The following is a 26,597-nucleotide window of genomic DNA, read 5'->3' as shown; positions in this document are numbered from 1 at the left end:
TACATAAGAATTACATCCAGCTGAAACAAAGAGCACTAAGTTTAAGTAACGTATTGTTTTAAAATGATTTAAAGATGCAAGCTAGAGTTGTAAACATTTGTAAATGAACAGTGTATTGAGTTTTATTAAATAGAGTACTTTCAATGAATTCAGAAGTAATCAACATTCTTACCATGGCAAAGGTGATTCAAACGGCTGTTGCACCCGTCTTTTTAATTACCGGTATTGCAGCAACGTTAGGCGTGCTTTCAAACCGCTTAGCGCGTATTACCGATAGAGCTCGGCAGTTAGAACGTAAGCTTAAAGTCAGTACCGATGAAGACTTCAATAAGTCGCTGACAACAGAGTTAAGGGCGCTGTTGAAACGCTCTCGCTGCATTCATATCGCATTTAGTTTAAGTGTACTCAGTGCCTTATTAGTATGTGCTGTGGTTATGTGTCTATTTTTATCGCATATCCAATCGATCAACTTAAGCGTGACAATTGCTAGCTGCTTTGTGGCCGCTATGGCGCTGTTGATATGTGGATTTTTATCTTTACTATGCGAGGTTTTCTTAGCAACGAGAAGTATGCGCCGCGGCATGATCTTCGCTGATATAGATATAAATGATTAAATTAAACTTAAGTTAAGATTAACCGCAATACACTTGAATATTATATTGAGCTAAGATACAACTCAGTTAGTTTACTTTTATGACATCTTAAGGGGCAAAAGGAATGAAATTAAAACAATTAGTAGTAGGCGCAATGCTATCTACAATGGCACTAGGCGCATCAGCAAATTCTGTATTTGAAGAGCCAAGCGATGCAATCGAGTACCGTCAGGCAGCATTTTCAATGATCCGCGTACAAATTGGTGACATGGGCGATATGCTAAAAGGAAAAGTACCTTTTGATGCAGAACGTTTTCAAAAGCGTGCCGACAATGCAGCGGCATTATCAAAAATGCCTTGGGAAGCTTTTGTAGCGGGCTCTGATAAAGGCGATACATCTGCACTAGCAGCTGTATGGAGCGACAACGAAACCTTTATGAAAAAAGCTGTGGCTTTCCAACAATATGCTGATGAGCTAGCAGTTGCAGCACAAAGCGGCGATAAAAAAGTAATTGGCAAAGCATTTGGCGCATGGGCTAAAGGCTGTAAAGATTGCCATAAGTCTTTCAAAGACTAGTTAAAAATTTGAACTAAAAAGGCGCTTTATAGCGCCTTTTTTAATGTCTTGAATTACCTAGCCAAGCAAATAGCTGAGCGGCTCTGCACCCCAAGTCGTAAATAGCACCACTAAGCACACTGCAAAAATAACAAAAGCTATCAACGGTGATTTAGTAACAGGCTCAGTAACCGCAACTTGGTCGCTACTACCCGTTAGCATAGGTTTCACTAAGTTTTTTCCTTTAATGCGGTAAATCACAATCGCCAATACATGCAACACAATGGCATACAACAAAATGTCAAAGTTTAAGTGATGTAACCAACCGGCAAAATCTACGGTATCTGAGGATACATGCTCGACTAGTGGACCATCCGTTAATATATCGTCACTAGTCATTAAGCCAGAGGTTAGCTGCACAATGAGTAACGCAAAGAAGGCTATCACCATATAACTACCCGCCGCGCCGTGACCCGCCTTATGTTCATTGCTTGTAAACGATTTAATTGCAGCAACAGGTGAATAAATCAGTGCAGAGAGCTTTGCCGTTTTACTACCAATAAGGCCCCAAACAAGACGTGTAATAATAAGCGCTAGAGTGAAGTAGCCTGCAGCAAAATGCAGCTCCAACATACCTTCTTCAGCACTAAAATAGAGGGTTGCGATGGCCGCAACTAATAACCAATGGAAGCTTCTTATAAAGCCATCCCATACTTTAACTTTTGACATTGTAACTTTCCCTTTAAAAGACGCTAATGACTTGCAGATATGAAATTTTAGCAACAGGCTCGGCTATACATTATTGCAAACTTCAGTTATTTTGACACACCTCTATTTCAGCTGTTTTGATCTGAGCCATAACAACAAACATGAGCGATAAGATGCATACATCAACAATAAGAGCCTTGCTAAAAGGATTTTTCGACATGCTCCCCTTATGCCTTGCGGTGTTACCTTGGGGAATTTTATGTGGTTCATTAGCAGTTCAAAATGGTTTCAGTGCTTTAGAAACACAAGCTATGTCGTTGTTGGTATTTGCAGGTTCAGCACAGCTCGTTGCGATTGAATTAATGGCAGGCAATACGCCGCTTTTAACTATTTTATTTACCACACTCATTATTAGCTCACGGCACTTTTTATATGGTTTAGCTATTCGCCACAAAGTCATTGACCAACCCTTTCGTTGGCGACTGCCAGTGAGTTTTGTGCTAACCGATGAATTATTTGCTTTTTCGCATCATCACAAAGCCTACCGCACAAAAGTTCGCCTTATTTACGCACTCAGTGCCGGCTTTAGTTTTTATATTGCCTGGAATATCTGGACCTTACTAGGTATTGTCGCAGGAAGCTTACTTCCCGATTTAACACACCTTGGCCTTGATTTTGCCATCGCTGCCACGTTTATTGCTTTAGTTATTCCAGGTGTAAAGAACCTTGCGACACTGGCTACAGTGATCACCGCAGGCGTTGTAGCAACACTATTAAAAAGTCAGGGCTTTCAACTTTGGCTTGTCACCGCGGCTCTTATCGCTATGACTGTGGGTTACCTAATTAGTCGCTGGCAAGCAAAAGAGGAGCATACACTATGATGACCACCATTTTATTAATGGCGTGTATTACCTTCTTCACACGTTACTTATTTCTGCACCGCGCATTACCATTCAAAGTCGGCCCGAAAATGCAGCAATTTTTAAGTTTTAGCGCCCCTGCCGTACTCACCGCAATTTGGGTGCCCATTGTGTTTATTAATGACGAAGGGATAAATCTAGATTGGCAAAACCCTTACCTAAGTGCTGCTGTTGTGTCTGTTATCGTGGCCTATAAAACACATAACATATACTACACAACACTGGCAGGAATGGGATTATTTATAATTTTAAGTTAGCAGCGATGCTTAACGCCAAGTAAGAAAAACCGCTGATTAAAATTTACCCTTTTAGAAAAACTCCAAGCAAGTTAAAATCAATGCAACAATAATAAAAAGTTATCATTATGAGCGAATTTCACCAACTTTCTGCCACCAGCCTACAAGGCCAAACCGTTGACTTTTCTGATTTTGAAAACAAGGTCGTACTTGTTGTAAATACAGCAAGTAAATGTGGCTTCACTCCACAATATGAAGGCTTACAAGCACTGCATGAAAAGTATCATGAGCAAGGCTTAGTAATAATTGGTTTTCCATGTAACCAATTTGGTAAACAAGAGCCTGGGGATGCGAAGGAAATTAAAGAAGGCTGCCTAATTAACTATGGCGTTAGCTTTTTAATGATGAGCAAAGTCGATGTGAATGGCGAACATGCTCACCCTGTTTTTAGATACCTAAAATCAGAGTTACCGGGATTTATCACCCGCAAAATAAAATGGAACTTCACCAAATTTTTAATTGGTAAAGATGGCAAGGCAATTAAGCGCTATGCGCCACTGACAAAACCTGAACAGCTCGAGTCAGACATCGCAGCTGCACTGGGCAAATAACAAAACCTAAAAGCAATAAAGAGGCAAATTGCCTCTTTATCTAAATTTATGCTTAGTCGTTCAAGTACTCGTCAAAGTCGTCATCGCCTAAGTTTCTGCGCAAGCGTTTTTGTTCAAGATAGTCTTCCAACTTCTTCTTTACGCGTTGCTTTTTCTTGTCGTGTTGATTACGCCCGACCATTTCGTACTCGTCTTCAACAAAATCGTCATCTAGCGCGTCATAACTAAATGTCTTACCCACAACCCACTCCATAAAGTGTTTGAGACCAATTCTTGAGATTAAAATTTGCTCGATGAATTGGCAAAGATTAAAAAGCTCAGTAGTAATTTAGTATCTAAAAAACCACCAAAATAAAGCCATACACCCATGCTAAATAGGTCATATGTCAATATTGTGAATAAATAGCGCTAAATTTGATTTCTGAAAAGTGAGAGTTTTTTATCGTTTCGATAAAAGTCATTTATGCATGTGTATTTTTTAGTTAATTTGACTAAAAAATGGTTAAAAAGTTATTCCCCGCAATTTTTGAAAAAGCCTCAAAACACAGCAAGATTTTGAATTAATTGAATTTATAAATTTTGGCATTCAATTTGATTATGTATTTGTGTCATTTCAAACAGGAAAGAAAAAAATGAAAAAGTTATTGTTAGTAAGTTCTTTATTTATCGCTACCGGCGCAATGGCTCATAACGATAATGATACAAATATTTCATTCAGCGGTGAGCAGTGTGATGTTGAATTTATAAATGATGTACGCATTACACCAAGCGAGTTAGAAGTATACACAGCCGATAATCGCACTATGAAAATCATCGATCAACACACTTTATATATCGATGGTCAAAGCGTGTCGCTTGATGCTTCACAACAGCAAGCAATTGCAGATTACTCAGACAGCTTACGCAGCCAACTTCCTGAAGTAGCAAATATCGCACTTGATGGTGTAAAAATAGCTGGTGTAGCCATCGAAGAAGTATCAAATGCTTTCAATATTGATGGCCTAAGCGACATTTCAGAATTAATGGACGATATCAGCGTAGAAGTACAAAACGCTTTCTATCAGCAAGGTGCGTTCACCATGGGTCAGCAAAATTTCGAAAAATTTGGCCAAAACTTTGAAGACCAATTCGATGAGCAAATCGAATCGGCTGTCGAGTCAGCCATGATGCAATCGATGGGCAGTATTTTAGTTGCGCTAGGCTCTGAACTTTTAGGTTCAGGTGGCGACATGGATGAGTTTGAGCAACGTATGGAAAACATGGGCGCACAAATCGAAGCGCGTGTAGAAACACAGGCAGCTCAACTTGAAGAGCGTGCAGATGCATTATGCGGCAGCTTTGCTGATATCGCTCATAAAGAGCAAGAGCTAGTGGTTCTAGTACCAGAGCTAAAAGAGTATCAACTATTTACTTTCAAACAGAATGCAGAGTAATTGACTAATTAACATCCCTGAACCAAAACACTTGGTCCTTTCGCGCAGAGCTTGCTCTGCGCTTTTTTATTTTTTGGCCAGCACAGTCAGCTGCGATAACGTTTTAATTGCCTGCTCTAAATTCTCAGACCAAGGCAAGCCATAACTTAAACGAAAACAGCTACGGTACTTTTTACCCGCTGAGAATATCAACCCTGGAGTAATGCTGATCCCCGCCTCTAATGCCAAATGGAATAACTTTACCGCATCATATTGGCTACCAAGGTCAACCCAGATAACACAGCCACCCTGCGGATTACTAATACGCGCACAACTTGGCATATATTGCTGCAGGCACCAAATCATACGCTCTTTGTTGGTACTTAAGCGCTGTCTAAGCAAACGAATGTTACGGTCGTACTCACCGCTAGCTATAAACTCATACAAGGTCCACTGGTTTATAAGTGGCGCAGAGCAACTAAGCGCGCGTTTGTGTCGTCTTGCTTGTTCAGCAAACTTACCGGCAATGATCCAACCAATGCGGTAACTGGGGGCAGCTGTTTTTGAAAACGACGCGCAGGTGATCACTAAGCCCTTTTTTGAATAGGCTTGTGCAGGCGTGGCACGCTTAGCTGTAAAATGTAAGTCGCCATATACATCATCCTCAATAAGCACCACATCACGCTGCTCTAAAAGTGCCACTAATTGCTCACGCTTGTCATCAGGCATAAAACTGCCAACTGGGTTATTTAATGAGGTTGAAAACACACAGGCTTTTATATCATGCTCATCGAGTGCTTGAGCCAAATCATCTAGCCAAATTCCTTCATCGGGGCACAGCGGTATTTCCAGTGCCTTTAAGCCTAAGCTTTCAATTAATTCGATAATGCCAAAATAACAAGGCGACTCGATAGCAATAACATCACCGGGTTTAGCGACACACTTAAGGGCAATCGCCAACGCTTCTTGAGCACCATTGGTGATCACTAGTTCATCGCTATCAACCCCAATGCCAAAATCCAGATAGCGATGAATGAGTTGTTTTTTAAGTGGTGCAAAGCCATCCATCGGGCCGTAATTAATTGCCGATGCGCCCGCTAATGTCATTACTCGGCGCATTGTTCGTGCCAGTGCTTTATCTGTCGGTGCAGCGGCTACAGGGTTGGCGATACCAAATGGCACCACATTAGCCTTATGGATGGCACCATAAACTTGCTCTATTAAGCCTTGCTTATTGACTGTGGTAGGTTCTCGACTGAGCCTAACTCGCTTTGGTCGTGACTGATTTAACTGTGAAGACTTTAAAAAGTACCCTGACTTTTCTCTTGCTTCAATCAATCCTTGCCCTTCAAGTAATTGATACGCCTGTTTTACAGTAGGAATACTAATATTGAGCTTGTCTGCCATTTTTCTGAGCGAAGGTAACTTTTCACCCGGTAATAACGAGCCTTGCAAGCAAAGATCTCTAACTAGCTGAATAACTTGTTGATATAAAAACTCACTGTTACTACGACTGATAACTTGTGACATAGCCCACCAAACTGTATAGGTTGCATTTCTAGTTTTCTGTATATGTTAAGTATACAGAAGAGGATTAAAATGAACATACTTTCAATTTTTGGGTACTAACTATGAAAAGCGCCGCTCTCTACCTTGCTACAGTACTGATCTGGGGATCGACTTGGCTAGCTATTGAGTTTCAACTAGGTGATGTTGCTGTTGAGGTCTCTTTATTTTACCGCTTTGCCATTGCAGCTATTTTAATGTGGGCCTTTGTGCTCATGAAAAAGCTACCTATGCATTATTCACTGCGTGATCACGGATTTTTTGCTTTATTAGCCTTATTTAACTTTGGTTTAAATTATTTAGTGCTGTATTGGGCGCAGAACTATCTCACCTCAGCAATGGCCTCAATAGCGTTTTCGATGTTGCTATTGATGAACATTATTAACACCCGCTTGTTCTTCGCAAAGCCAATTGCGAAACGAATTTACTTTGGTGCTTTACTCGGCGTAATGGGTATTGCCAGCTTGTTTTGGCCACAAATTCAGCAATTCGACTTGAGTAATGGTGCGTTGGTCGGGTTACTACTTGCGCTATCTGGAACCTTTGTGGCTTCATTGGGGAATATGGTCAGCGTTCGAAATTCACAACGCAACATTGGCGTACTTCAAGGCAATGCCTGGGGTATGTTATACAGCGCTTTAGGCCTAGCTGCTTATGTTTTAGTCAGTGATGTTGAGCTTACATTGAACGCCCCAAGTAGCTATTGGGTATCGCTCTTCTATTTAGCAGTATTTGGTACCGTAATCGCATTTGCTTGTTACTTCGCGCTACTTAAAAACATCGGCCCTGAGCGCGCAAGCTATGTGATCGTATTATTCCCACTGGTTGCAGTGGTGTTAAGTACCTTATTTGAAGGATTCGAATGGCAAGCGAATACCTTTATGGGTTTTAGCCTAGTGTTATTCGGTAATGCTATCGTGCTGACTCCAACTCGACAAATTAAAGCATTTTTTGCTGCGCGTAACTTGCAGCAAAAAAGCTCCGTCCCCAGTTAGAAGTGACTATGTCGCCTCTAACACCAAGCGCTGGCAAATTTGCCGGCGCTTTTTTATGGCATATGAAAACGAAGTGCTTGTTTGTGAATCTTAACTTTAGCCGGAGTAAAACCAACAAGCTCACCATCGGCTTCTATAGCCAACCCTTTCGTGGTGACCTCTGCAGTTGTTAACTGGGTATATTCTAGCGCTTGCAAACCATGATGCTTTACAAGCAGTAAATACAAAAAGCTGATCAGGTTTTTCAACAAACCGCCAGCTGGCATGCAGTAGCAATCAAGCTGACCATCATTTAACTTTGCACGAGGGGCAATCTTTAAGCCACCACCAAAGTAATGATGATTAGCAAAAATCGTCGCTAAATTACTGTAGCTGAGTGCTTTACCATTAAACTCACCCTGAAGTGACTGTGCCTTAAATGAAAATAGCTGCTTGATGCCCTGCCAAGTGTAGCCAAACGAGCTAAAACTTTCGGCTTTATTTAGTTGAGTCACGACTTCAGCGTCAAAACCTATTCCCGCCACATTAATAAAATAGCGCTGATTGATTTGTCCAACATCGATTAACTCAGTACGGCTATTAAAAACAGCGTCATACCAAGCCTGTTGTTTACACGCAAAGCCACGAGCAAAATCATTTCCTGTGCCTGCCGGAATTAACGCGATAGCACAGCGACTCATCATTAATGCATTAACAGCTAAATGCAGCGTCCCATCACCACCAATCACCACAACTTGAGTTTGGTTTTTAGCCAAAAGCGCTATATCAGCGCAATCATTCTCAAACTTGCCTGTGGTTAAATACAATTTAGGCTCAATCTGTCTTTTTTTACATTCTTTTAGTAGCCAATCAACACTGTTTTTATGATTTTTTTTGTCACTTGGCTTTATTATTATCAACATCAACGGTTACTTCTTTTCTTGCATGGCAAAAACACCACACTCGTTCAAATTATATTAATCTGAATAATTAGTCACTTTCTCACTCTAAAAACGCATAAATAAAAATAATAAAAACTAAAAACCTTTATTTACCTACACTTCAGCGTTAAAGAAACTGCATAAGCATGCAAGATATCACTTAGACAAAAACTTAACCCCATGTTAATAAAAGGCTTTTGGATTAGAAAAAGTTATCCGACAGACTCAATTTTTATCGTTTTATTTTTGTCCAGTTTGATTGCAAAATACTCACGTTTTCAACCAAACACAACCCGGAGCAAAGTAATGAACCCAATTAATACATTAAACCAAAACGCTGCAACTCATGTTGCCGTAAAACCAACAAACCGCAAAGCAAAAATGTTGGCAAAACTGAATCGCTACGGCAAAAAGTTAGCTCTTGGCGGCGCAGTACAACACAAGTAATCCCCAACCATGGTTACTTTATCGGTGCAGTAAACACCCAACCACTAACGAAGATCCTTCTTTAGCTCCTCCGTTTACTGCTCCAACCCCTTTCTTTTAAGTTAAAAACAGCAATTAATTAAACCTTTTTACAAAAAACACCCTCTTTACGCTCAAAAAACAAGCAAACAAACTTTTTCCTATTTACACAGCCGATTCAGCTAAGTATTATTCTCGCATCACGACGTGGAGAGATGGCAGAGTGGTCGAATGCACCGGTCTTGAAAACCGGCAGGGGTTTGTAGCCCCTCTAGGGTTCAAATCCCTATCTCTCCACCACTTATTTTTATTTGTTGATTAATTTCAGCAAATTACAATCAGAATTATGCGCTGGAGAGGTGGCCGAGTGGCCGAAGGCGCTCCCCTGCTAAGGGAGTATAGGGTTTGTAGCTCTATCGAGGGTTCGAATCCCTCCTTCTCCACCATTTTATTGTTAAAAACCGCTTTTAAGCGGTTTTTTTATGCCCGAAAACTTGCACACTTCATTATATTTCATGCATGCTAAGTATCTATTTGCTACACAAAGTGATGCTATGTTTCGTTTTGCATTTTTTACTCTTGCCCTATTTGCCAGCGCCAACAGTCAAGCCACTATTTATAAGTGCATGATTGACGGGGTTGCCACTTTTACAGAGAAACCTTGTGGAAAAGACGCGGTAATCGTGAAAATTGCACCGCCACCAGCAACTAGCCAAACACCAGCTACAGAGCAGCCGCAAAAACCACAAAAGCCTGCCGACTTAAGTGTTGAAGATTATTTAAAAATTCAAAAAGCCGATCGTGAAATAGACCGCCTTCAACTAGAAATCAAAGAACTACAAAAACAACAAAGTGAGCGCATCGATAAACTCAATAATATGACGCAAGATGCCGCAAACAGATTAGGGGCAGCGTCTATTGATGATGCTATCAGTAAACAAAGTGAGCGTATTAACGCTTACTATAAGAGCCAAATAAGCATCCTCGAAAAACAGGTAGCACAGTTAGAAGAAAACAAAAAGCAGCTCAGAGAGCAAGGCACGCAATCCAATTAGCTTAACTTACTAAAACTGGTCAGACATGATATAACAACATTTGCTGATTTAGTTTAGGGGTCAATTGATTTGCACATTCACACGCTCGAAGGTTATATTCAAAATATCTATTTAGTTGAATATCCAGATAAATTGATGCTGCTTGATGGGTGTTGCCGTGCTGATGTTGATACAGTATTTGACTATATTACCGAACAACTAAAGCGCCCCATCACTGACTTAAAACTGATTGTAGTCACCCATATGCACCCAGATCATGCCGGTGGAGCGCATGCACTAAGAAAGTTAAGCGGCGGCAAAATAGCGACGTCGAATGCTCCAGGTCAATGGTATAGAGGCATTGATGGTTTCTTAATGCATTTAACCGATATCGCTTTAGCTTGGTGGGTCGCAGGTAGGTTAAATAAAAAACGCCACAACCTTTGGTACAGCCGCCATCTAGATGCAGATTATTACCTCGCAACTGATGCAACCCTACCCGGCTTTGACGATTGGCAAGCACTACATAGCCCAGGTCACACTGACCGAGATATTAGCCTGTATCATATTCCTAGCGAGCGAATTTACATTGCTGATTTACTAGTGAAAGTAAAAGGGCAGCTTGTACCACCCTTTCCTGTTTTTTACCCAAAGCTGTATTTAAGCTCTTTGTTGATGCTAAAAGCGCTACAACCAAAACGGATTATGTTTGCCCACAGCAATGAAGTCAGTATTGATGACATCGACTTTGAGCAAATTTTAGCGCTGGTCCCCAAAAAACCAATGACGCATTGGCGTTCAGTCAAAGCAAAGGCTCGACAAGCACTTAATTTAAAGCGCTTTTCACAGTCGTGATAAAAGTATCTATATCCTGCTGATCATTATAAATATGAGCAGAGACTCTTAAGCCTAAGTGACGTTCATCAACCGCAATATTCGCAGCCTCAAGCGCAGCTTTAACAGCCGCTTGTTGCTCGCCAAAATGCATAATAGCCGTACCAGAGCATTTGTCAGCCTGTATGGGTGAGCGCATATAATCAGCTAATTGATCATGAAACTGAGCGAGCATTGCTAAGTTATGAGCACGTACTTTCTCAATACCAAGATCAGCAAAGTAATTAATACTATTCGAAGCCAGAATATAAGGTGCAACTGAAGGGGTACCGCCCCAAAAGCGCAACGCGGTTTGATGATAAGCAAAGTGCTTAATATCAAATTCAAACGGATTTTGATGAGAAAACCAACCAACATCTTGTGGCTGACAAAGTGAAAGCTGTTTGCTGTTAACCCATAAATAAGCAGCACCAGGTCCACCACATAACCATTTGACACTCGAGCCCAACATAAAATCGGCATCAAGCTTAGTTAAGTCGACCTCTAAAATGCCCGCAGACTGCGCAACATCAAGTAAGCTTAATGTGTTGTGTTGCTTTGCAATATTGATAATTTCGTTAATAGGCGCTTGCTGACCCGTGTTTGAATAAACATGACTAATAAAGACTAAATCAATATCATTATTCGCTAAATATGACAGCCAAATCTGCGCATCAGTTAAATCTTCATGCTTACCAATAAACACGATTTCAGCACTTTCAGGTAGGGCTTTTTGCATCGCAAAACCCATACTTGGAAAGTCACTTTCTGCCATTAACACTTTGCAATTTTCTTGTCGCAGTCGCGGGTGCGACATCAACAGCTTGGTTAAACCACTCGATAAGTTAACTTGTGGACAAAATAACTCACTTTGCGAGTTAAATAATTTAGCGAGACTACTCGTAAATGCCTCAACACCTTGCAACCACTGTTGCCATGGTTCTTTATTTTCATTTTGCCAAGCAGCAAAAAACTGCTGATGAAAATGCTGCTCAGCAGATTTTAAGGGTCGCCCCACAGAATGATTAAGCAAATAGCTGCCTTGTGGAATTACAAAATCGTCTTTACTCATTACTTAATCCACTGCTTTAACTTAGTTAAATCATCAAACCGAGTTCGAATATCGTCCCGTTTTGCTGCCGCACGGCGATCACGTAACTGCTCTAGTGAGTTAAGTAACACATGTAAAGGTGGCCCACTGGCTGTGACTTTATCCATATGTTGTTGCTGCATTTGCTGTGAAGGCTGCGCAATGTATTTACTGACCAATTGATTATGGTGGCCAATGGCAGTATCACCATGCAGTTTACACACTTGAATAAACAGCTTTAAATTAGTTTGTAACCATTCGCTATCGCGCTCAGCTTCTGCTGCTAAAAAGTCATCCATAATGCTTGTCATACGCATGCTTTCACGCAGGATCTGCTGGTCTTCAGGCATCATATACAAGAATTTATCCACCAGCATTTGCGAGTAACTAGGTTCATTAGCAAAACAAAGACCAAGCAGTAAATCGATAACATTAATGCCCGCAAAATCACCAGCATTCGCGCCACGATATACCTCTTTACCTACTCGATACGGCTTGTAATACGGGCGTACACAATAGAAAAAGCGGTCTGTATCGAGCTTGTTGTATAACGTATTATTCGACTCAATCACATCAAGCAATGCTTGTTTTGCCACTGCGAGTAAATCTGCCGCGATAGGGTGTGATATCCCTAACGGCTGAATTTTTAATAAAGCATCTGCCGCGCGCTTATACGCTAAAATGCCCTTGGTATTGTAATCAATAAAGATTTTCTCATCTTCAAGGTCAGTAAAGCGCTTATACAAACCATCAACCGCTTTATTGTGGGTTGTTAAATGTGCCGTTGCAAAACGCGGGGTAACACCAATGGATGCACCAATGTGCATTGCCAACGCAGAGGCTTCAACAAGCGGTGAACTTGTTTCACGAGAAGGCTCAGTGATTTCGTGGCGACGGCATGCCGCCATATACAAGCCAACATTACCTAATAAGTCAAAGGCGTTATCAAAGCCTTCATCGGTATTGCCTTCTGCCAGTAAAGCACGAATATGCTCATTACCTTCTTGCTCTAATTGACGTTTAAGGTGCTCACCGACACCCTCTACATTCGCTTTATCGTCTTGTTTCCAATATAGTTTTTCTAATTCGCTGTTGATCTCAACAAAACGGGTGCGAAGCCAGCTATCAAATGCCTTAGTGTTCTCAGTCACAGGCTCACTCCAAAATAATTATATTGCGATAATGTTAACAGAGTTCAATGAGTGCTAATCGCCAAAATATAGACTAGAATCCATCTAGATTAGTGAAAATCACTCAAATAAAAATGAAATTAGATAAAAAAGACCAACAATTACTTAATGCTTTACAGGATAATGCGAGAACTTCTGTCTCAGAGCTGGCACACTCGGTTAGCCTGTCCGATACCCCTTGCCTACGCCGCATTAAAAAGCTCGAATCAGCAAATGTGATCAGTGGTTACCATGCTGCCATCAATCCTAAAGCCGTTGATTTAAATGTGTCTGTGTATGCCTTTGTTCGCTTAAACCAGAACTCTGTTGCCGCTGCTGAGCAATTTGAACAGCAGGCAGAGAAGCTTGACCATGTACTTGAGTGTTCTGTTATTTCAGGCTGTTATGATTACCTGCTGAAGATCGTTGCCGCTGATTTAGAAAGCTATGAAAGCTTTGTGAAACATAAATTAGGTAGTATTGATTGTATTGCAAACATCGAATCAACAGTCGTCTTAAAACAAGCGTTCACTAAGCGTCATTTACCGCTCGCTTGACGCAGCTTGCTTGCAAATAAAACATAACTCGATAAGCTAAAAACAGGCTTTAAAAGGATGCTTAAATATGAAATTCATCAACTTAGTTGCTATCTCTTGGGCCATCAGTGGGCTCTTTAGCAGCTCATTAATGGCGCAGCAACAAACCTGCCTTACTCAGCTTGAAGACCAAAAACTGATGATGAAAAGTAAGCGCGAAGGACTGTTTAGAGAGCCATTACCACGCACCCATAGCACCTTTAGCTATAATATCGAGCAAGCATTTAGTGACTATTTAACCGCTGCTTACCTGCAAATTAGTAGCGAAAACCCGCGTGCTAATTTGCCATGCCCTGTTTACACAGACACCTATCAGCAGCTTGTTGCACAAGGCGCTCGACCAGCTAACGCGACTGTTGCCGATTTAATAAGCCCATTTGAACTTAAACAGGCCAATAGCCGTAAAGCAGTGCTCTTGATCCACGGTTTAACCGACTCACCCTTTACCTATCACGACCTTGCACAAGTGTATTATCAACAAGGGTATACGGTACGCACAATTTTACTACCTGGGCATGGTACCGCTCCTGCAGCACTTAGAGACATAGATGCCGATGATTGGCAAAAGGCTAGCGTGTATGCCATTGAGCGCACATTAAAAGACTTTGATCAGGTGATATTAGGGGGGTACTCAACCGGTGCTGCACTGGTTATTGATTACTTAACTCAAGGCCCGGTCGATAATAAAATTTCTGCTGCTATGTTATTTTCACCTGCAAGCGAGCCACACAATAAAAACGGTTGGCTAGCGAAATGGGTCGATGCGATTCCATTTGTAAATTGGATTGATAAAGACGCGGACCTTGATTTTGCCAAGTATGAGTCGTTTCCATTTAGTGCAGCCTCAGCTAGTCACGAAGCAATGAGCCGTATTAGCCTTGATGAGCTACGTCATCGCCAACTCCCTAATGTAGCGATATTTAGCACCTTTAGTGATGTTGACACCACAATAGATAACCAAGCGACCTTTAAAATTTTAACTAAGCTGCACGACCCAAAAACGCGCAAGAATAACCAGCTTGATCGGCTTGTATACTATGGTGATGACGATAATATTCCCGCCAGCTTTCCAGCTGATTACCGAATAATTCGTGATGACTGCGACACCGATGACTGTAAAAAAATCAAAGGAATGTCACATATTGGTATTGTTAATAAACCCAGCAACCCTTACTACGGTCGCACAGCATTGTATCGCAATTGCGGAAGCTACTTAGATGACGACAAGCTTTATACAGCCTGCAAATACCAAAAAGACGTTGTGATGGGTGAACGAACAGCCGAAAATTTACAAGCGCACAAACCCTTTGCGCGACTCACGTTTAACCCTTATTTCGATAAGCTTGCTATGCATATCAACGGTTTCATCAAAGATATTGAATCGGCTGCACAATGAGTGAGTTTAGCCACCGCTGGTTTAATCAAATAAGTGAGATTGATGCCACTCTTTGGCAGTCATTTTTTGATGATACACCCTTTACTGATCACGCTTTTTTAGCGGCATTAGAACAAACAGGCTGTGTGAGTGAAGAGTCGGGCTGGCAACCTATGCACCTAGCAATTTACCAGCAAGAACAGGTCATAGCCTTACTACCCGGGTATCTAAAACACCACTCTTATGGTGAATATGTATTTGACTGGGCTTGGGCTGAAGCCTATCAACAACATGGCCTAGAGTATTACCCTAAATGGCTGTGTGGCGTACCATTCACACCTATTGCAGGGCAACGAATTAGTATAAATCACGATAACCCCACTGAAGTCTATGCTTACACTCAGCATGTACTCACAGCAACAGCAGCGCAGTTAGGCTGGTCAGGTTGGCATATAAATTTTTGCCACCAGCAACAAGCGACAGCATTAACTAGCGATACCGTAATGCAACGTCATGGCGTGCAGTTTCAGTGGTTTAATGAAGGCTATAATTGCTTTGAGGACTTTTTAGCTTCACTCACCGCAAGAAAGCGTAAATCACTCAAAAAAGAACGCGCTAAAATAACTGAACAGCAGATAGCCGTAGAATGGATCGAAGGTGCTGACATCAGCAAACAGCACATGCAGCAATTTAGTCATTTTTACCGCCAAACCTATTTAAAGCGCTCAGGCCACAATGGTTATTTGAATACCGCCTTTTTTGAGTTATTACAGCAAAGCATGGCCGACAAACTGGTGTTAATGTTCGCTAAGTATCAAGGAGAAGTGATTGCCGCCACACTCAGTTTTAAAGATCAGAACTGTTTGTATGGTCGTTACTGGGGAACGAACTATGAGCTCGATAGTTTGCACTTTGAGCTTTGCTATTACCAAGGTATTGAATACTGCATTGCCAACAAACTTAATCAGTTCCATTCTGGCGCACAAGGTGAGCATAAAATAAGTCGCGGTTTTAAGCCCGTATTTACCTATTCACTGCATCATATTCAGCACGGTGATTTTGCAGCTGCCATTAGTGATTTTATAACTAGAGAACGCCAACATATGGCGCTCTATAAAGCCCAATGCGAAAGCTTACTGCCTTTTAAACAGCAATAATTGGTTATTCGCTGGCATTTGCACATCTTCAACCAAGGTTAAGCCTGCTTGCTCTGCAAGTTGGCAAATCGCTTCAAAATCACGAATAGCACTATTTGCATCTTGCTGTTTTAAAAAAGCATCGAATTCAGCATTACTAGCACTGGTAAACTTACCTTGGTACTTAAATGGTCCATAAATACACAACTTACCTTTTGGCGCTAAATGCTTTGCTACACCTTGGAAAAAGCGCTCCACCAGTGGCCAGCTAATAATGTGCATTGTATTCGCCGTAAAAATGGCATTCACAGTTTCAACCGGCCAAGGATCATTAAGATCGAGTGTCAGTGGCGCATGCAAGTTAGTTAATGCAGCTTCTTGATGCCATTGTAAAATCCCCGGGTGATTAACCTCGCGATCACTACAATGCCACTGCAAATGTGCTAAATGCGTTGCAAAATGCACACTATGTTGCCCAGTACCTGAGCCGACTTCTAATACATCCGTCACATCAGAAAAGAACTCTGCTAATACGTTTAAAATAGGTAATTTGTTGTTTTCACAGGCTTGAGAGAAGGGTTTATCCATACAAATTAGTGCACCATGTTTGGTAATTAGTGCACAACAGTAAAGCAAAAATAAATAATAAAGTCGCGGTGAATTTATTAGTTAAAAATATAAAGCCATTATTTTCAACAAGTTAAATTTATTAATCAATATTGGTACAGCTTATGCTATTTCTTAAGTGAATTAACCAATAGGAGTAATATTATGTATATCTCACCCTACACCGCTGTAGATGCAGCACTTGCAGCCAGCGAACGTGCTGAAAGCGAAAAAGCCGCCTTAACAAGTTGTGACGACAGAGCAACCGTGATCGATCTTCTTTCTCAATGTAACAAAGAAAATGTACAGGCGCCGAAAAAACATGAAACAGACCAGATTTTTATTCTCGGCTACAATTAATCACACACAGTTAATCCATTCAGTCTTAGCTTCATTATCAGCGGCAAATGAAATGTGTTTGCCAAAGACCTGGGCTACATGCCCCTGCACTTGTTGCTAATTATGTTGAAGCGGGTTTAAACATTGCACGCTATTACGAAAAGCATCACAACTTTATTTTGCAAGAGCTGTATCTAAGACGCACCTTTCATGAACTACTTGAAAAGATGTGTGATTCATTAGTGCATAATGCAATTCGTAAACAATGTTTGGCTCAGCTTTATAAACCGCAACTTGCGCTAAAGCGTTACTACAAAACTCATAACTGTATTGAAAAGTATTTCAGTTTGGAGCGAGAAGCGTGCCTTCTCAGCCAAGAATTTAACCCGATTTAGGAGTGTTTATGAGCCAATTTAGAACCGAATCAGATAGCATGGGTGAGCTACAAGTCCCTGCCAATGCTTTGTATCAAGCTCAAACGCAACGCGCTATCAACAATTTTCAAATTAGTGGCTTAGCCATGCCTAAGCAATTTATCACCGCCCTCGCCTACATTAAGCAAGCTGCCGCTCAAAGTAATGCTGCTTTAGGCCATTTGAGCCAAGGTAAAGCCAAAGCCATTGAGCAAGCATGCCAAGAGGTCATCGATGGTAAGCATTTTTCAGAGTTTCCGGTTGATGTATTTCAGACAGGCTCTGGCACTAGCTCAAATATGAATGCCAATGAAGTCATTGCAACGCTGGCGAGCCAATTTGCAGGGGAAACCATTCACCCCAACGATGATGTGAACATGGGACAAAGCTCAAATGATGTGATCCCCACTGCGATTGCTGTAAGTAGCGCTATTAACATCATTTATGAGCTGTTTCCTAAACTCGATAAACTCAGTCAAAGCCTACAAAGCAAACAAGCCGAAGTAGGCCATATTGTTAAAACCGGTCGCACTCATTTAATGGATGCAATGCCTGTGAGTTTTGCACAAACACTGGCTGCATGGCAGTTACAAGTGGATCATTCAATGGCAGGCATTCGCCAAGCACTCGAGCGAGTTTGTGAACTTGCACAAGGTGGTACAGCAGTTGGTACCGGCATAAATGCCGATCCAGCGTTTGCCGGTGAGTTTTGCCAACACTTGAGTGAGAATGTAGGTATTCGCTTTAGCCCAAGCAAAAACTTCTTTTATAACATCGGCTCACAAGACGCCATTGTTGCGCTGTCAGGCCAGCTAAAGGTACTTGCTGTAGCACAAATGAAAATAGCCAATGACTTGCGCTGGATGAACTCTGGCCCACTTGCAGGTCTTGGTGAAATTGAACTTGAAGCTCTACAACCGGGCTCATCAATTATGCCGGGTAAAGTAAACCCTGTGATCCCTGAAGCGGCAACGATGGTCAGCGCACAAGTAATTGGCAATGACGCTACCATTACAGTGGCTGGTCAAGCGGGTAACTTTGAGCTCAATGTAATGCTACCTGTGATTGCCTTAAACATTTTGCAAAGTATCGAACTGCTGGCAAATAGCAGTGAAGCTCTGGCAGATAAAGCGATTGCCAGCTTTAAAGTAAACCAAAGCAATGTTGATAAAGCGCTCGCTAAAAACCCAATTCTGGTTACTGCACTTAATCCGGTGATCGGCTATAGCAAAGCCGCAAAAATTGCCAAAATAGCTTATCAAGAAGGTCGCCCTATTATTGATGTTGCTGCTGAGCATACGGATATTTCGCGCGAAGAACTGAGCGAGTTACTGAACCCAGCCAAACTAACCCAAGGTGGTTTGTAATACCTATTTATTGCAGATAGCTGTAAAACTTTTATCTTATTGTAGCTCTGTGAATACAGAGCTACTTACTGAAAGCTAACGTTTTTATTGCTCCACTTTGAGCAATGTGTATGATAGTGAGTACTTATTCAACGATTTTTAGGTATGTTATGCGCTATCCACTATTGGCAATTTTATTTCCTGTGTTATTAACTGCGTGCTCGGACGCTGCAACTAATGAACAAGCCGAATCAACGGCAACCAACAATAAACTTGTCGAGGCACCAAAAGCCGTTGAAATAAAAAACTCTGAGGAAGTGACCAAAGCAGCCCCAGATAAAGCCACTATTAGCTCTGCCCATGAGCAACTTAAACAATTAATCGATGATCCAAGCTGTGACAACAGCACCCAATGTAAAGTATTACCTGTTGGTAGTCGTGCCTGTGGCGGCCCAAGTAGTTTCATTGTGTATTCAACTAAAACAGCTGACACTGCTGAGGTTGAAAAACTTGCAAAAGATATCACCGCCCTTGAAAAGCAATTTAACGCAGCAAACGACATGATGAGTATTTGTCAGCATCTAACCGCACCAGGTGCGCAGTGTTCTGAGAATACTTGTGTTAGAATCGAAGGCTCAGCGGCAAGTGTATACTAAGGAATAAGCAATAATGGTTCGTTCATCGACTTTCAAGAAACTTTTCATCACCACAACTGTGTTAGCAAGCATTGCTTTAAGCGGTTGCGAAACAACAACGTCGGGTAGCTCTGCACGCGTTGATTTAGGTGATTTAAATGATCAGCTGAACGATATCGTTAGCAATAATAGCTGTACTGCGAGTTTTCAATGTAAGGTGTTAGAAGTTGGTGAGCGAGCATGTGGTGGCCCAAGTCGCTATGTGGTTTATTCAACGTTAAACAACACGCAAGAGCAAGCAGAGCAACTTGCAGAGCGAATTACAGCGGCTGAGAAGTCATCTGATCAAGCATTAACTGTTAACGATTGCTCACCAGTTCTGCCTGTACAATCGCTGTGTATTTCACAGCAGTGCCAAGCAATCGAGATTAAGTAAACAATGCAATAAGGCCGGAAACAATCACCACGCTGATGATACAAATCCCGGCCTTATATATGTACTTAACCTGCATTGTGTTATGCACCCAGTAAGCATAAATGTAGCGAACAAAGTAACTTGCAGCAGTGCCAAATAATGCAAAAATAACTAAATACGCAAGTAAAATAATATCCACAGTCATGCCACTTCTTTAAAACATCTAGTCTCAGTGTAAGGGCTTAAAGAAGTAAAGGCAAAACCTTAGCTTTTTTTACTGTGTTCAATGAGTAATTCAGCCACGCGCTGCTTCACAGCACGCTTATCATCGGCTGCAACACCAAAGCGCTCAGCCAATAAAGCAATCTCTTCATCATTTAAGTTAAACGATAAACGCTGTCTGGTTTTTTTCGACTTAACGTCGAGCTCCAAAATCTTACGGATCATATCTGATGGCGTAAGCTCTTGGTCAATGGCTTGCTTCTTAATTGATTTTTGCACTTCAGAGCTTAAATCAAACGCCATTTGCGTGGCTCTAACGGCTTGCTCCTGACGCTGCCATTTGGCTTTTGCATCACTCACTTGGCATCCCCAGGAAATAAGTCAACAATATCGCTAATTGGTCTGGTTAACGTCAGTGATACCTCTGTTTCACCGCCTTCCCAAATCTCAATATTTAAACTATGCGATTCATCATCTGAGCTTAAACAAATCATTTCACACGGTTCACCGCCTTCATCTTCATAACGAGGTAAAGGCTTATTACGGTAATCCTTATTATGGAAATAACACACATAAGGTGATTCTGATTGTTTGTAGCTCGATGCTAAAAAGTGACTAAAACGCTCCGGGCTATTTTGTACGTTAATTGCCGTTAATTCGTCTTCATCAAAAATACGAGCGAACTCATCAAGGGTAAAAATCTCATCAACATCGTCGCGTTGAATTTTGATCGCAAAATTTGCCCATTGCTCACCGTCATCTGATTCAATTTGCAAAAACACCACTTGGCCAGATTCACTCTCGAGTACCAACTCATACTCTGCACTACGTTGGTACTGATACGTTTGCACATCAATAACACGCAGTGTCTGTCCTTTTAACCAGCTTGGGTAAGCGAACGAATCAATCACCGTCAGCATATCACCAACGAGTAATTGGCTTGGATCAGTAAGCTGACGCTCTGGTGCTTTTTTAGATTTGAAAAAGTTAAACATTGGCTGACTCCTTGTTGAAGCAAAAAAGGTAACCCAGTGCGTGGGTTACCTTTTGTCTTTCCGTTAACTGATTAGCTATTTTGTTTTGCTTTAATACGCGCCAAAATATCCGCGCTTTTCGGGTTGGTATCACCAATACCCGCTTCAGCCATTTTCGCTTTTAAATCATCGCCATTAGTATCAGCTTCTAGTTGCTTAGCCGCACCTAACTGGTCTTGACGGTCTTGCTGACGCTGCTTAATACGCTCTAGAGACTCACGTGCAGATGTCATTGATGAGCTATTAGTATTTAGCGTGCTATTAACAGCCATTGTTGCTTGCTGAACACTTTCAGTCGTTTTAACCATTGTTAATTGACGTTGGTTTTCTTTAATCGACTTTTCAGCATCTTTAACTTGCTGCTTTAGTTGCACAATGTGGTTACTAAAACCAGCTAATACTTCTTCGTGCTCTGCTTTCTCAGCTTCAAAATCACCGATTTTTTCTGCGATTTCTAATGCTAGCGCTTCATTGCCTTTTTCAAGTGCTTGGCCTGCATACGCTTCATGTTCTGCAATTGATGCATCTAGTGCGCTAATTTTACGCTTCGTTTGCATCTCTTTTGCCATTACTTCGGTCAGGCTTTTTTTAGCGCGTTGTAGGGCATTTTGTGCATCAGCAATTTCTTGTTCAAAGATACGGATACCGTTTGCATCAACAATTGCTTGTCCTGCTTCACGAGCGCCACCACGTACAGCTGTAAATAGTTTCTTTAAAATACTCATAATCTTAACTCCAGAAATTGCTAATTAATCGTTTAAATAAATGGTCACGGCTTCAAGTGCATCAATCGCATTGTCTGCCAGTGTTACCAACTCATGGGTAATATCATCAAACGATGAATTAACCGATAACGCGCCAAAAATAGCGTATTTATCATCAATTTTTGCAAATGCACTTAATGGAATTGGTACATTTAAACGTAGTAACGTTTCGTTTAACTCATTACGCATATCTGCTTGTACTTCGTTTTCAGCAAACAGGTAGCTAATACAAAGTAGTTGCTCTTCTGTTTGGGTAACAAAGATAGGTAACTCATCATTCCCATCGACGATAACTTGTAACACATCTTGCTCGCCTTCGTTGGCAATCAAGAAAGACTCAAAGCTCACACCTTCTGTTTCAAAAGAAGCCAGTTTGATTGATAGTTCATTTAATTCCATGTCTCACCTTTTTACGTTTTGACATATTATGTCTGAGTTAAGATTTGCATAGCCGACATATTATGTCAACTATAAAATATCAATTTTTGTACAATTCGGTTTCAACTTGCCACGCTTGGCGGTAATAATCATATAAGGTTCCTGAACCTAATCTATTGACTTCAATCGTGTTTACTTGTTCAAAAAAATGATTCGGAAACACAAAAGAAGCCAATAAATATTCTTTGCTTACCCAACGAGATGGCACCGGTAATTCGTTCGTTTCGCGAATTCGCTGACTTGCTGATTTGCCAGCGGTGGTCGCGATAGTCCAACCCCATTGACCAAACGAAGGAATATTTTGTTGGTATTGCTCAACATAACCAAAGCCAGCAGCTTTCATTGTTTTAGCAATACTTAAAAATGCTTTCTTCGCATGATAAGGCGATGTTGATTGCACGGCCACAGCCCCATCAGGTGCCAACAACTGACGCACATGATTATAAAAATAATCACTGTACATCTTATTAAGATCAGGATGATTAGGGTCTGGTAGGTCAATTAAAATAGTGTCAAAGCGCTCGCCTTTAGCAAGCATTGCTTCGACTTCTAAAAAGGCATCTGCAATGCGAATATCAGCCCGGGGATCGCTCATAGAGTGCTTATTTAGCGCTGTTAAACGTGTTCTGATTTCTTCTGGCGCATCATAGTCGCCGACATCATTACCAAATAAGTTTAACAACTGACCATCTAAGTCAACCAAGGTGACATGCTCTACTGGCCACTTCAGAACATCACGCAATGCAAGCCCATCACCACCCCCGATGATCAACACGCGGTCATGGCGATTTGAGGCCAACATAGCAGGATAGACAAGCATAGAATGATAAATTTGCTCATCCACACTTGAGAATTGTAAACGGCCATTGAGGTAAAGATCGGTAATTGCATTGGGCTGATTGCGGCTCAAACGCTCAGTTAAAACTAGGTGCTGATACTTAGTTGCTTGCGAATAGATAACTTTATCTTTGTATAAAACATTGCTTAGGTTTTTCATCCAGCTGGTGCCAAGCACGAGCACAAACGCAAAAAACACCAACAACAGCACATGGCAAACTAACAGTAACTTAGCGAAGCGAACATGTTGATGATAGCGCCATAGAAACACGAGACCGGCAATAATATTAAACAACGCCGTCCAAGCTGCTGCTTGCATAATTGGCATCGCAAGCATAATGCTCACCCAAATAGCAGCACCGACACCGGCACCGATATAATCCGCCCCGTAAATAGTTCCCGCATTATTTTCTAAAAAGCGGCCATAAACTTGCTGGCGAATACGCGCAATCAGCGGGATCTCCATACCGATCAATAGCCCGAGTAACAGACCAAACACATAGGGTAAGAAACGTGACCACTCTTGTAGCTTTTCAAATACATAGCCATTAAGTACGGTATCTGCAGGCAAGTTAAAAATTTCGGAGAAGATATGCGGCAGTGAATAACTGACAGCGATAACGCTCGCTATCGCTAAAATACAGCCCATGCCAACCAAAGCAATTATGCTCTCTAGCCACGCGAAAGCAGTAAATGCATCTTTAAACCAACGTGCTAAAAATGCACCGATACCCATAGCGACAATCATGGTACCGATCATGGCATAAATGGCACTCTCGACCGAGCCTAAGACACGACCAGCATAATGAGATAGCAGGTATTCATAAATAAGGCCGCACCCAGCGAGTACGGCCATAACAGTTATTAATAGGAAATCATGCCCAAGTAGATTGGCTCTACTTGGGGCGCTTGTTGTAATAGACACTTAATTAGGCACCTAACAAGGTTGCCATAGTCGAGCCAATCGCAAATGAGATTGCTGCAGAGATAGCTGCAACACCCACGTTCTTCTGGCGGTTCACTTCATCTGAAATATCACAACCAGATAGGATGATTTTGATAGTCACTAAGTGTAGTAAAATGAAAGCAACTAAACTCACTGCTGCACTTAATGCCCAGTAACCTAAACTAGCAACAATGTTGTCAGCCGCATAAGGAGCAATACCTGATGCAGCAGTTAATGCCAATGCACTACCCACTAAAAAGCCAGCATAACGAATACCTACTGCTAAGTTACCGTCAATAACCGCTTGTTGTAAGCAATCACCACTGCGATTAGTACGCTTGAATAACTGCACTCGATATTGACTGATCAGTAGCATCGCAATGCTGCCAATGGCAAAAGCTGCGATCACAATTGGAATACCATGCCAGCCTTCGGTCGCAACCCAAAATAAAGCTGAGCGAATGACAATCGCCACACTAACTACATGACCAAAATCAATCAATGCAGCAGTCGCATTACCTTTTACGATTTCGTCATGCAGGCTCACTTTACGAAGCGCTACCTTGTCTTGGAAGAAGTGACCTAGCTTGATAAGCACAATCGCCATCACACCATAACCTAGCATTTGTAATGCTTCTTGTTGTAAAGTCGGTGCAAATGCGCCGCTGCTCACGCCACTAAGAACAATAGCAAGTGCCACAAGCCCAGCCGCAAAACTAATACCAAAAGCAAAATTGTCACGCTCAGTTATTTCATCATTAGCGTGTAAGTTAGATACCCAGCCTTTAATAAATTTTAGGCTGACAAATAAAGCGATAATGATTGCAAAGTCGATTGCTAAAGCTTGCAACGACCAAGTTGTTATTCCATTAAATTCATACATGTGTTGTAACTCCGGTGGTTATTCTTTTCACTACTTACCGCGGCTAATGCCACGTGATGTTCTGCTCGAGCTGTTACGTAATGACCCAGAGCTTCTACTGTAACTACTGCTAGAAGCATAGCTACTACGTGTGCGTGGCGGCGTATAGCTGCTACGGCTTAATCCAGATGCGCCACTACGCTTCTTGGCATACGGACTAGTGAATTGTTTACCTTGGCGTTGATAAGACTGACGAGTACGTGTCTCTACCGTTTGTTGTGCTTTAATCTGTTTTGGGCTCGAATAACGGTAACGGCCATAGTCATTGTAATAGCTGTACTTTCTGTGGCGGCTCCAGCGACCATACTCAACTCGGTCGAATACATCGCCCAACATGCGATACATCCCGTACCAAACCCAAAAGCTGGTACCGCTGCTATTCGTTTGCCATTGCCCATAGTTAGGATTACCAACTAACTGGTTACCAACACTTTCACCTTCAGCGGCCTCACTAATTGCGCCAACCCGTGCCAGTGACCCCTGCGACATATCAGCAAGCATATTGATAGGATCGGTAAGCGCATCTTGAAATAAAGATGGCTTGGCAGCATCACGAATAAGATCAAGTTGATGAAGAGTATCTTCATATGGTGGTATTAGATAAGTAGACTTAACATCAGCTAAGCGTTGTGTAAGACCTGAATAAATAGCCCCTTCACGTGTCGCATCAAGACTAATTACACGGGCGATCTCAGAAAGTTGCGGTTGCTGCTCAGCAAGCACCTTGCCGTATTGTTTAAGTATCGTCGCATTACGCAAAGAGCCATTATCAAGCGCTGTACCGAGTTGATTTAATTCAACTTCAGCTTTTTCTATGGATTGTTGTATTGTTTGTTTCAGCTGCTCTTCTTTCGACTCACAGCCCATAAGCAAGCTTACCAAACAAAACAGGCTAATAAGTTTCCAAGCTTTTATTTGAGACATTCATGTCACCTGATTGTGGTTTAAAAACGCAAATAGTTTTACATAGCTCAGGTACTAAACCAAGATTAAAATTGCAACAAAGGGTAAATTGGGTCGTGAATTGCTAGTTAGCGAGAGTAAAGTTAGCGAGGGGAAAGTTGAAAGAGTAAAGCTTGGAAGTTTGGCGTAGGTTGGGTAGAGCGCAGCGAAACCCAACACATCACAGAGCTATCAGCTTTCAGCCGTCAGCGATCAGCCGCGTGGTGTGGGTGTTTGGTGCTGTATCCGTTCGGCAGAGGTTCTAGGTTCTAGGTTCTAGGCAAAGTGTACTTGTAGGAATGGCTTCAGCCGTGAATGTGTTTGATTGATTCATTCGGCACTGAAGTGCCTCCTACGGGGTTTTGTTGCTGTGGGTGACTCTTTACAGGACAACCCCACAGTTCAGCTGACGTCTGACGGCTGAAAGCTGACAGCTAAAACGCAAAAAAGCCCGACTCTTTCGAATCGGGCTTTCTCTTATTT

General features: G+C 41.7%; 33 protein-coding genes and 2 tRNA genes. 20 read left to right on the top strand and 15 right to left on the bottom strand.

What is annotated here, in order from left to right:
* Positions 1 to 143: 143 nt before the first annotated feature.
* Entirely contained in the window at positions 144 to 614 is a 471-nt protein-coding gene (locus tag AUR67_RS11535; protein WP_054554628.1) for a DUF2721 domain-containing protein, read from the top strand.
* 103 nt (positions 615 to 717) lie between these two features.
* Positions 718 to 1,170 carry a c-type cytochrome gene (locus AUR67_RS11530; protein WP_058585373.1) on the top strand — a complete coding sequence of 151 codons (453 nt, stop codon included), beginning with the start codon at positions 718 to 720 and terminating at the stop codon, positions 1,168 to 1,170.
* A gap of 57 nt (positions 1,171 to 1,227) precedes the next feature.
* Here the strand turns inward: AUR67_RS11530 and AUR67_RS11525 are convergent, their stop codons facing one another.
* Positions 1,228 to 1,878 (bottom strand): cytochrome b/b6 domain-containing protein, encoded by a 651-nt coding sequence (locus tag AUR67_RS11525; RefSeq protein WP_058585372.1) that lies wholly within the window; start codon positions 1,876 to 1,878, stop codon positions 1,228 to 1,230.
* Positions 1,879 to 2,030: 152 nt separating this feature from the next.
* Between AUR67_RS11525 and AUR67_RS11520 the strand changes: the two genes are divergently transcribed.
* The 3 genes from AUR67_RS11520 (at position 2,031) to AUR67_RS11510 (ending at position 3,624) form a co-directional block, all read left to right on the top strand.
* On the top strand, positions 2,031 to 2,738 hold the full coding sequence (locus AUR67_RS11520; protein WP_058585414.1) for an AzlC family ABC transporter permease: 708 nt from the start codon (positions 2,031 to 2,033) through the stop codon (positions 2,736 to 2,738).
* Positions 2,735 to 3,034, top strand: coding sequence for an AzlD domain-containing protein (locus AUR67_RS11515; RefSeq protein WP_058585371.1), 300 nt, complete (start codon positions 2,735 to 2,737; stop codon positions 3,032 to 3,034). The genes AUR67_RS11520 and AUR67_RS11515 overlap by 4 nt, the downstream gene beginning before the upstream one ends.
* Before the next feature lie 107 nt (positions 3,035 to 3,141).
* A complete protein-coding gene (locus AUR67_RS11510) occupies positions 3,142 to 3,624 on the top strand; it encodes a glutathione peroxidase (RefSeq protein WP_054563709.1) in 483 nt (160 codons plus the stop codon).
* A 52-nt stretch (positions 3,625 to 3,676) separates the two neighbouring features.
* Here the strand turns inward: AUR67_RS11510 and AUR67_RS11505 are convergent, their stop codons facing one another.
* Positions 3,677 to 3,865, bottom strand: coding sequence for a PA3496 family putative envelope integrity protein (locus AUR67_RS11505; RefSeq protein ID WP_082389337.1), 189 nt, complete (start codon positions 3,863 to 3,865; stop codon positions 3,677 to 3,679).
* A gap of 391 nt (positions 3,866 to 4,256) precedes the next feature.
* On the opposite strand from AUR67_RS11505, the gene AUR67_RS11500 reads away from it, so the two are divergent.
* Complete coding sequence (locus AUR67_RS11500; RefSeq protein WP_054563710.1) at positions 4,257 to 5,057, top strand: YggN family protein; 801 nt, start codon at positions 4,257 to 4,259, stop codon at positions 5,055 to 5,057.
* 66 nt (positions 5,058 to 5,123) lie between these two features.
* On the opposite strand, the gene AUR67_RS11495 is transcribed toward AUR67_RS11500, so the two are convergent.
* A complete protein-coding gene (locus AUR67_RS11495) occupies positions 5,124 to 6,566 on the bottom strand; it encodes a PLP-dependent aminotransferase family protein (RefSeq protein WP_058585370.1) in 1,443 nt (480 codons plus the stop codon).
* 101 nt (positions 6,567 to 6,667) lie between these two features.
* On the opposite strand from AUR67_RS11495, the gene AUR67_RS11490 reads away from it, so the two are divergent.
* Positions 6,668 to 7,597 (top strand): DMT family transporter, encoded by a 930-nt coding sequence (locus tag AUR67_RS11490; protein ID WP_054563712.1) that lies wholly within the window; start codon positions 6,668 to 6,670, stop codon positions 7,595 to 7,597.
* 53 nt (positions 7,598 to 7,650) lie between these two features.
* On the opposite strand, the gene AUR67_RS11485 is transcribed toward AUR67_RS11490, so the two are convergent.
* The gene (locus tag AUR67_RS11485; protein ID WP_058585369.1) at positions 7,651 to 8,499 is read right to left on the bottom strand and encodes a diacylglycerol/lipid kinase family protein; all 849 of its coding nucleotides are present in this window, start codon (positions 8,497 to 8,499) and stop codon (positions 7,651 to 7,653) included.
* Positions 8,500 to 8,823: 324 nt separating this feature from the next.
* On the opposite strand from AUR67_RS11485, the gene AUR67_RS21285 reads away from it, so the two are divergent.
* From AUR67_RS21285 to AUR67_RS11465, 5 genes are all read left to right on the top strand, one after another.
* Entirely contained in the window at positions 8,824 to 8,964 is a 141-nt protein-coding gene (locus AUR67_RS21285; protein ID WP_166341396.1) for a hypothetical protein, read from the top strand.
* A gap of 227 nt (positions 8,965 to 9,191) precedes the next feature.
* Positions 9,192 to 9,282: transfer RNA gene (locus AUR67_RS11480), tRNA-Ser, on the top strand.
* A gap of 53 nt (positions 9,283 to 9,335) precedes the next feature.
* A tRNA-Ser gene (locus AUR67_RS11475) sits at positions 9,336 to 9,428 on the top strand.
* 108 nt (positions 9,429 to 9,536) lie between these two features.
* On the top strand, positions 9,537 to 10,037 hold the full coding sequence (locus AUR67_RS11470) for a DUF4124 domain-containing protein (RefSeq protein ID WP_161936941.1): 501 nt from the start codon (positions 9,537 to 9,539) through the stop codon (positions 10,035 to 10,037).
* A gap of 69 nt (positions 10,038 to 10,106) precedes the next feature.
* Complete coding sequence (locus AUR67_RS11465; protein WP_058585367.1) at positions 10,107 to 10,871, top strand: MBL fold metallo-hydrolase; 765 nt, start codon at positions 10,107 to 10,109, stop codon at positions 10,869 to 10,871.
* Here the strand turns inward: AUR67_RS11465 and AUR67_RS11460 are convergent.
* Both AUR67_RS11460 and AUR67_RS11455 read right to left on the bottom strand, forming a co-directional pair.
* A complete protein-coding gene (locus AUR67_RS11460; protein ID WP_058585366.1) occupies positions 10,843 to 11,961 on the bottom strand; it encodes an aminotransferase class V-fold PLP-dependent enzyme in 1,119 nt (372 codons plus the stop codon). The genes AUR67_RS11465 and AUR67_RS11460 overlap by 29 nt on opposite strands.
* Positions 11,961 to 13,130: a PrnB family protein gene (locus AUR67_RS11455; protein WP_058585365.1), complete on the bottom strand. Its 1,170-nt coding sequence runs from the start codon at positions 13,128 to 13,130 to the stop codon at positions 11,961 to 11,963. The genes AUR67_RS11460 and AUR67_RS11455 overlap by 1 nt, the downstream gene beginning before the upstream one ends.
* A 113-nt stretch (positions 13,131 to 13,243) precedes the next feature.
* Between AUR67_RS11455 and AUR67_RS11450 the strand changes: the two genes are divergently transcribed.
* From AUR67_RS11450 to AUR67_RS11440, 3 genes are all read left to right on the top strand, one after another.
* A complete protein-coding gene (locus tag AUR67_RS11450; RefSeq protein ID WP_058585364.1) occupies positions 13,244 to 13,705 on the top strand; it encodes an Lrp/AsnC family transcriptional regulator in 462 nt (153 codons plus the stop codon).
* A gap of 67 nt (positions 13,706 to 13,772) precedes the next feature.
* On the top strand, positions 13,773 to 15,140 hold the full coding sequence (locus AUR67_RS11445; RefSeq protein WP_058585363.1) for an alpha/beta hydrolase: 1,368 nt from the start codon (positions 13,773 to 13,775) through the stop codon (positions 15,138 to 15,140).
* Positions 15,137 to 16,276 carry a GNAT family N-acetyltransferase gene (locus AUR67_RS11440; RefSeq protein WP_058585362.1) on the top strand — a complete coding sequence of 380 codons (1,140 nt, stop codon included), beginning with the start codon at positions 15,137 to 15,139 and terminating at the stop codon, positions 16,274 to 16,276. The genes AUR67_RS11445 and AUR67_RS11440 overlap by 4 nt, the downstream gene beginning before the upstream one ends.
* Here the strand turns inward: AUR67_RS11440 and AUR67_RS11435 are convergent.
* On the bottom strand, positions 16,253 to 16,843 hold the full coding sequence (locus AUR67_RS11435; RefSeq protein ID WP_058585361.1) for a DUF938 domain-containing protein: 591 nt from the start codon (positions 16,841 to 16,843) through the stop codon (positions 16,253 to 16,255). The two genes, AUR67_RS11440 and AUR67_RS11435, sit on opposite strands and share 24 nt — an antisense overlap.
* 183 nt (positions 16,844 to 17,026) lie before the next feature.
* On the opposite strand from AUR67_RS11435, the gene AUR67_RS11430 reads away from it, so the two are divergent.
* The 5 genes from AUR67_RS11430 (at position 17,027) to AUR67_RS11410 (ending at position 20,030) form a co-directional block, all read left to right on the top strand.
* Positions 17,027 to 17,221, top strand: a complete 195-nt coding sequence (locus AUR67_RS11430) for a hypothetical protein (RefSeq protein WP_054554610.1) — start codon at positions 17,027 to 17,029, stop codon at positions 17,219 to 17,221.
* 47 nt (positions 17,222 to 17,268) lie between these two features.
* Positions 17,269 to 17,595, top strand: coding sequence for a hypothetical protein (locus AUR67_RS11425; RefSeq protein WP_058585360.1), 327 nt, complete (start codon positions 17,269 to 17,271; stop codon positions 17,593 to 17,595).
* An 8-nt stretch (positions 17,596 to 17,603) separates the two neighbouring features.
* On the top strand, positions 17,604 to 18,980 hold the full coding sequence (locus AUR67_RS11420; protein WP_058585359.1) for a class II fumarate hydratase: 1,377 nt from the start codon (positions 17,604 to 17,606) through the stop codon (positions 18,978 to 18,980).
* A 149-nt stretch (positions 18,981 to 19,129) separates the two neighbouring features.
* A complete protein-coding gene (locus AUR67_RS11415) occupies positions 19,130 to 19,615 on the top strand; it encodes a hypothetical protein (protein ID WP_058585358.1) in 486 nt (161 codons plus the stop codon).
* A gap of 13 nt (positions 19,616 to 19,628) precedes the next feature.
* Entirely contained in the window at positions 19,629 to 20,030 is a 402-nt protein-coding gene (locus AUR67_RS11410) for a hypothetical protein (RefSeq protein ID WP_058585357.1), read from the top strand.
* On the opposite strand, the gene AUR67_RS11405 is transcribed toward AUR67_RS11410, so the two are convergent.
* The 8 genes from AUR67_RS11405 to AUR67_RS11370 all read right to left on the bottom strand — a co-directional run bounded on the left by AUR67_RS11405 (position 20,023) and on the right by AUR67_RS11370 (position 26,096).
* Positions 20,023 to 20,208, bottom strand: a complete 186-nt coding sequence (locus AUR67_RS11405; protein ID WP_054554683.1) for a hypothetical protein — start codon at positions 20,206 to 20,208, stop codon at positions 20,023 to 20,025. The two genes, AUR67_RS11410 and AUR67_RS11405, sit on opposite strands and share 8 nt — an antisense overlap.
* A 65-nt stretch (positions 20,209 to 20,273) precedes the next feature.
* Positions 20,274 to 20,591, bottom strand: a complete 318-nt coding sequence (locus AUR67_RS11400; RefSeq protein WP_054554605.1) for a hypothetical protein — start codon at positions 20,589 to 20,591, stop codon at positions 20,274 to 20,276.
* The gene (locus AUR67_RS11395; RefSeq protein WP_058585356.1) at positions 20,588 to 21,226 is read right to left on the bottom strand and encodes a hypothetical protein; all 639 of its coding nucleotides are present in this window, start codon (positions 21,224 to 21,226) and stop codon (positions 20,588 to 20,590) included. Before AUR67_RS11395 ends, AUR67_RS11400 begins: the two co-directional genes overlap by 4 nt.
* A gap of 71 nt (positions 21,227 to 21,297) precedes the next feature.
* Positions 21,298 to 21,990 (bottom strand): PspA/IM30 family protein, encoded by a 693-nt coding sequence (locus AUR67_RS11390; RefSeq protein ID WP_054563727.1) that lies wholly within the window; start codon positions 21,988 to 21,990, stop codon positions 21,298 to 21,300.
* Positions 21,991 to 22,014: 24 nt separating this feature from the next.
* Positions 22,015 to 22,428 carry a YjfI family protein gene (locus tag AUR67_RS11385; RefSeq protein ID WP_054563728.1) on the bottom strand — a complete coding sequence of 138 codons (414 nt, stop codon included), beginning with the start codon at positions 22,426 to 22,428 and terminating at the stop codon, positions 22,015 to 22,017.
* Positions 22,429 to 22,507: 79 nt separating this feature from the next.
* On the bottom strand, positions 22,508 to 24,160 hold the full coding sequence (locus AUR67_RS11380; RefSeq protein ID WP_414858337.1) for a polyamine aminopropyltransferase: 1,653 nt from the start codon (positions 24,158 to 24,160) through the stop codon (positions 22,508 to 22,510).
* Between the two features lie 73 nt (positions 24,161 to 24,233).
* Positions 24,234 to 25,133 carry a DUF350 domain-containing protein gene (locus tag AUR67_RS11375; RefSeq protein ID WP_054563730.1) on the bottom strand — a complete coding sequence of 300 codons (900 nt, stop codon included), beginning with the start codon at positions 25,131 to 25,133 and terminating at the stop codon, positions 24,234 to 24,236.
* Between the two features lie 30 nt (positions 25,134 to 25,163).
* Complete coding sequence (locus AUR67_RS11370; protein WP_058585354.1) at positions 25,164 to 26,096, bottom strand: hypothetical protein; 933 nt, start codon at positions 26,094 to 26,096, stop codon at positions 25,164 to 25,166.
* Between the last annotated feature and the right edge of the window lie 501 nt (positions 26,097 to 26,597).

The sequence above is a fragment of the Pseudoalteromonas sp. XI10 genome, from assembly GCF_001469895.1.
In the GTDB taxonomy this organism is placed as follows: Bacteria; Pseudomonadota; Gammaproteobacteria; order Enterobacterales; family Alteromonadaceae; genus Pseudoalteromonas.
The sequence above is the reverse complement of the archived record's forward strand: the minus strand, read 5'-3'. Positions and strand labels throughout refer to the sequence as shown.

Coding starts and splice junctions, on each gene's coding strand:
- AUR67_RS11535 (WP_054554628.1), top strand. CDS start 144: ATGAATTCAGAAGTAATCAACATTCTTACCATGGCAAAGGTGATTCAA.
- AUR67_RS11490 (WP_054563712.1), top strand. CDS start 6,668: ATGAAAAGCGCCGCTCTCTACCTTGCTACAGTACTGATCTGGGGATCG.
- AUR67_RS11500 (WP_054563710.1), top strand. CDS start 4,257: ATGAAAAAGTTATTGTTAGTAAGTTCTTTATTTATCGCTACCGGCGCA.
- AUR67_RS11510 (WP_054563709.1), top strand. CDS start 3,142: ATGAGCGAATTTCACCAACTTTCTGCCACCAGCCTACAAGGCCAAACC.
- AUR67_RS11485 (WP_058585369.1), bottom strand. CDS start 8,499: ATGTTGATAATAATAAAGCCAAGTGACAAAAAAAATCATAAAAACAGT.
- AUR67_RS11435 (WP_058585361.1), bottom strand. CDS start 16,843: ATGGATAAACCCTTCTCTCAAGCCTGTGAAAACAACAAATTACCTATT.
- AUR67_RS11520 (WP_058585414.1), top strand. CDS start 2,031: ATGCATACATCAACAATAAGAGCCTTGCTAAAAGGATTTTTCGACATG.
- AUR67_RS11440 (WP_058585362.1), top strand. CDS start 15,137: ATGAGTGAGTTTAGCCACCGCTGGTTTAATCAAATAAGTGAGATTGAT.
- AUR67_RS11430 (WP_054554610.1), top strand. CDS start 17,027: ATGTATATCTCACCCTACACCGCTGTAGATGCAGCACTTGCAGCCAGC.
- AUR67_RS11410 (WP_058585357.1), top strand. CDS start 19,629: ATGGTTCGTTCATCGACTTTCAAGAAACTTTTCATCACCACAACTGTG.
- AUR67_RS11380 (WP_414858337.1), bottom strand. CDS start 24,160: ATGGCCGTACTCGCTGGGTGCGGCCTTATTTATGAATACCTGCTATCT.
- AUR67_RS11420 (WP_058585359.1), top strand. CDS start 17,604: ATGAGCCAATTTAGAACCGAATCAGATAGCATGGGTGAGCTACAAGTC.
- AUR67_RS11390 (WP_054563727.1), bottom strand. CDS start 21,990: ATGAGTATTTTAAAGAAACTATTTACAGCTGTACGTGGTGGCGCTCGT.
- AUR67_RS11415 (WP_058585358.1), top strand. CDS start 19,130: ATGCGCTATCCACTATTGGCAATTTTATTTCCTGTGTTATTAACTGCG.
- AUR67_RS11370 (WP_058585354.1), bottom strand. CDS start 26,096: ATGTCTCAAATAAAAGCTTGGAAACTTATTAGCCTGTTTTGTTTGGTA.
- AUR67_RS11495 (WP_058585370.1), bottom strand. CDS start 6,566: ATGTCACAAGTTATCAGTCGTAGTAACAGTGAGTTTTTATATCAACAA.
- AUR67_RS21285 (WP_166341396.1), top strand. CDS start 8,824: ATGAACCCAATTAATACATTAAACCAAAACGCTGCAACTCATGTTGCC.
- AUR67_RS11425 (WP_058585360.1), top strand. CDS start 17,269: ATGAAATGTGTTTGCCAAAGACCTGGGCTACATGCCCCTGCACTTGTT.
- AUR67_RS11385 (WP_054563728.1), bottom strand. CDS start 22,428: ATGGAATTAAATGAACTATCAATCAAACTGGCTTCTTTTGAAACAGAA.
- AUR67_RS11395 (WP_058585356.1), bottom strand. CDS start 21,226: ATGTTTAACTTTTTCAAATCTAAAAAAGCACCAGAGCGTCAGCTTACT.
- AUR67_RS11515 (WP_058585371.1), top strand. CDS start 2,735: ATGATGACCACCATTTTATTAATGGCGTGTATTACCTTCTTCACACGT.
- AUR67_RS11530 (WP_058585373.1), top strand. CDS start 718: ATGAAATTAAAACAATTAGTAGTAGGCGCAATGCTATCTACAATGGCA.
- AUR67_RS11375 (WP_054563730.1), bottom strand. CDS start 25,133: ATGTATGAATTTAATGGAATAACAACTTGGTCGTTGCAAGCTTTAGCA.
- AUR67_RS11525 (WP_058585372.1), bottom strand. CDS start 1,878: ATGTCAAAAGTTAAAGTATGGGATGGCTTTATAAGAAGCTTCCATTGG.
- AUR67_RS11450 (WP_058585364.1), top strand. CDS start 13,244: ATGAAATTAGATAAAAAAGACCAACAATTACTTAATGCTTTACAGGAT.
- AUR67_RS11445 (WP_058585363.1), top strand. CDS start 13,773: ATGAAATTCATCAACTTAGTTGCTATCTCTTGGGCCATCAGTGGGCTC.
- AUR67_RS11470 (WP_161936941.1), top strand. CDS start 9,537: ATGTTTCGTTTTGCATTTTTTACTCTTGCCCTATTTGCCAGCGCCAAC.
- AUR67_RS11460 (WP_058585366.1), bottom strand. CDS start 11,961: ATGAGTAAAGACGATTTTGTAATTCCACAAGGCAGCTATTTGCTTAAT.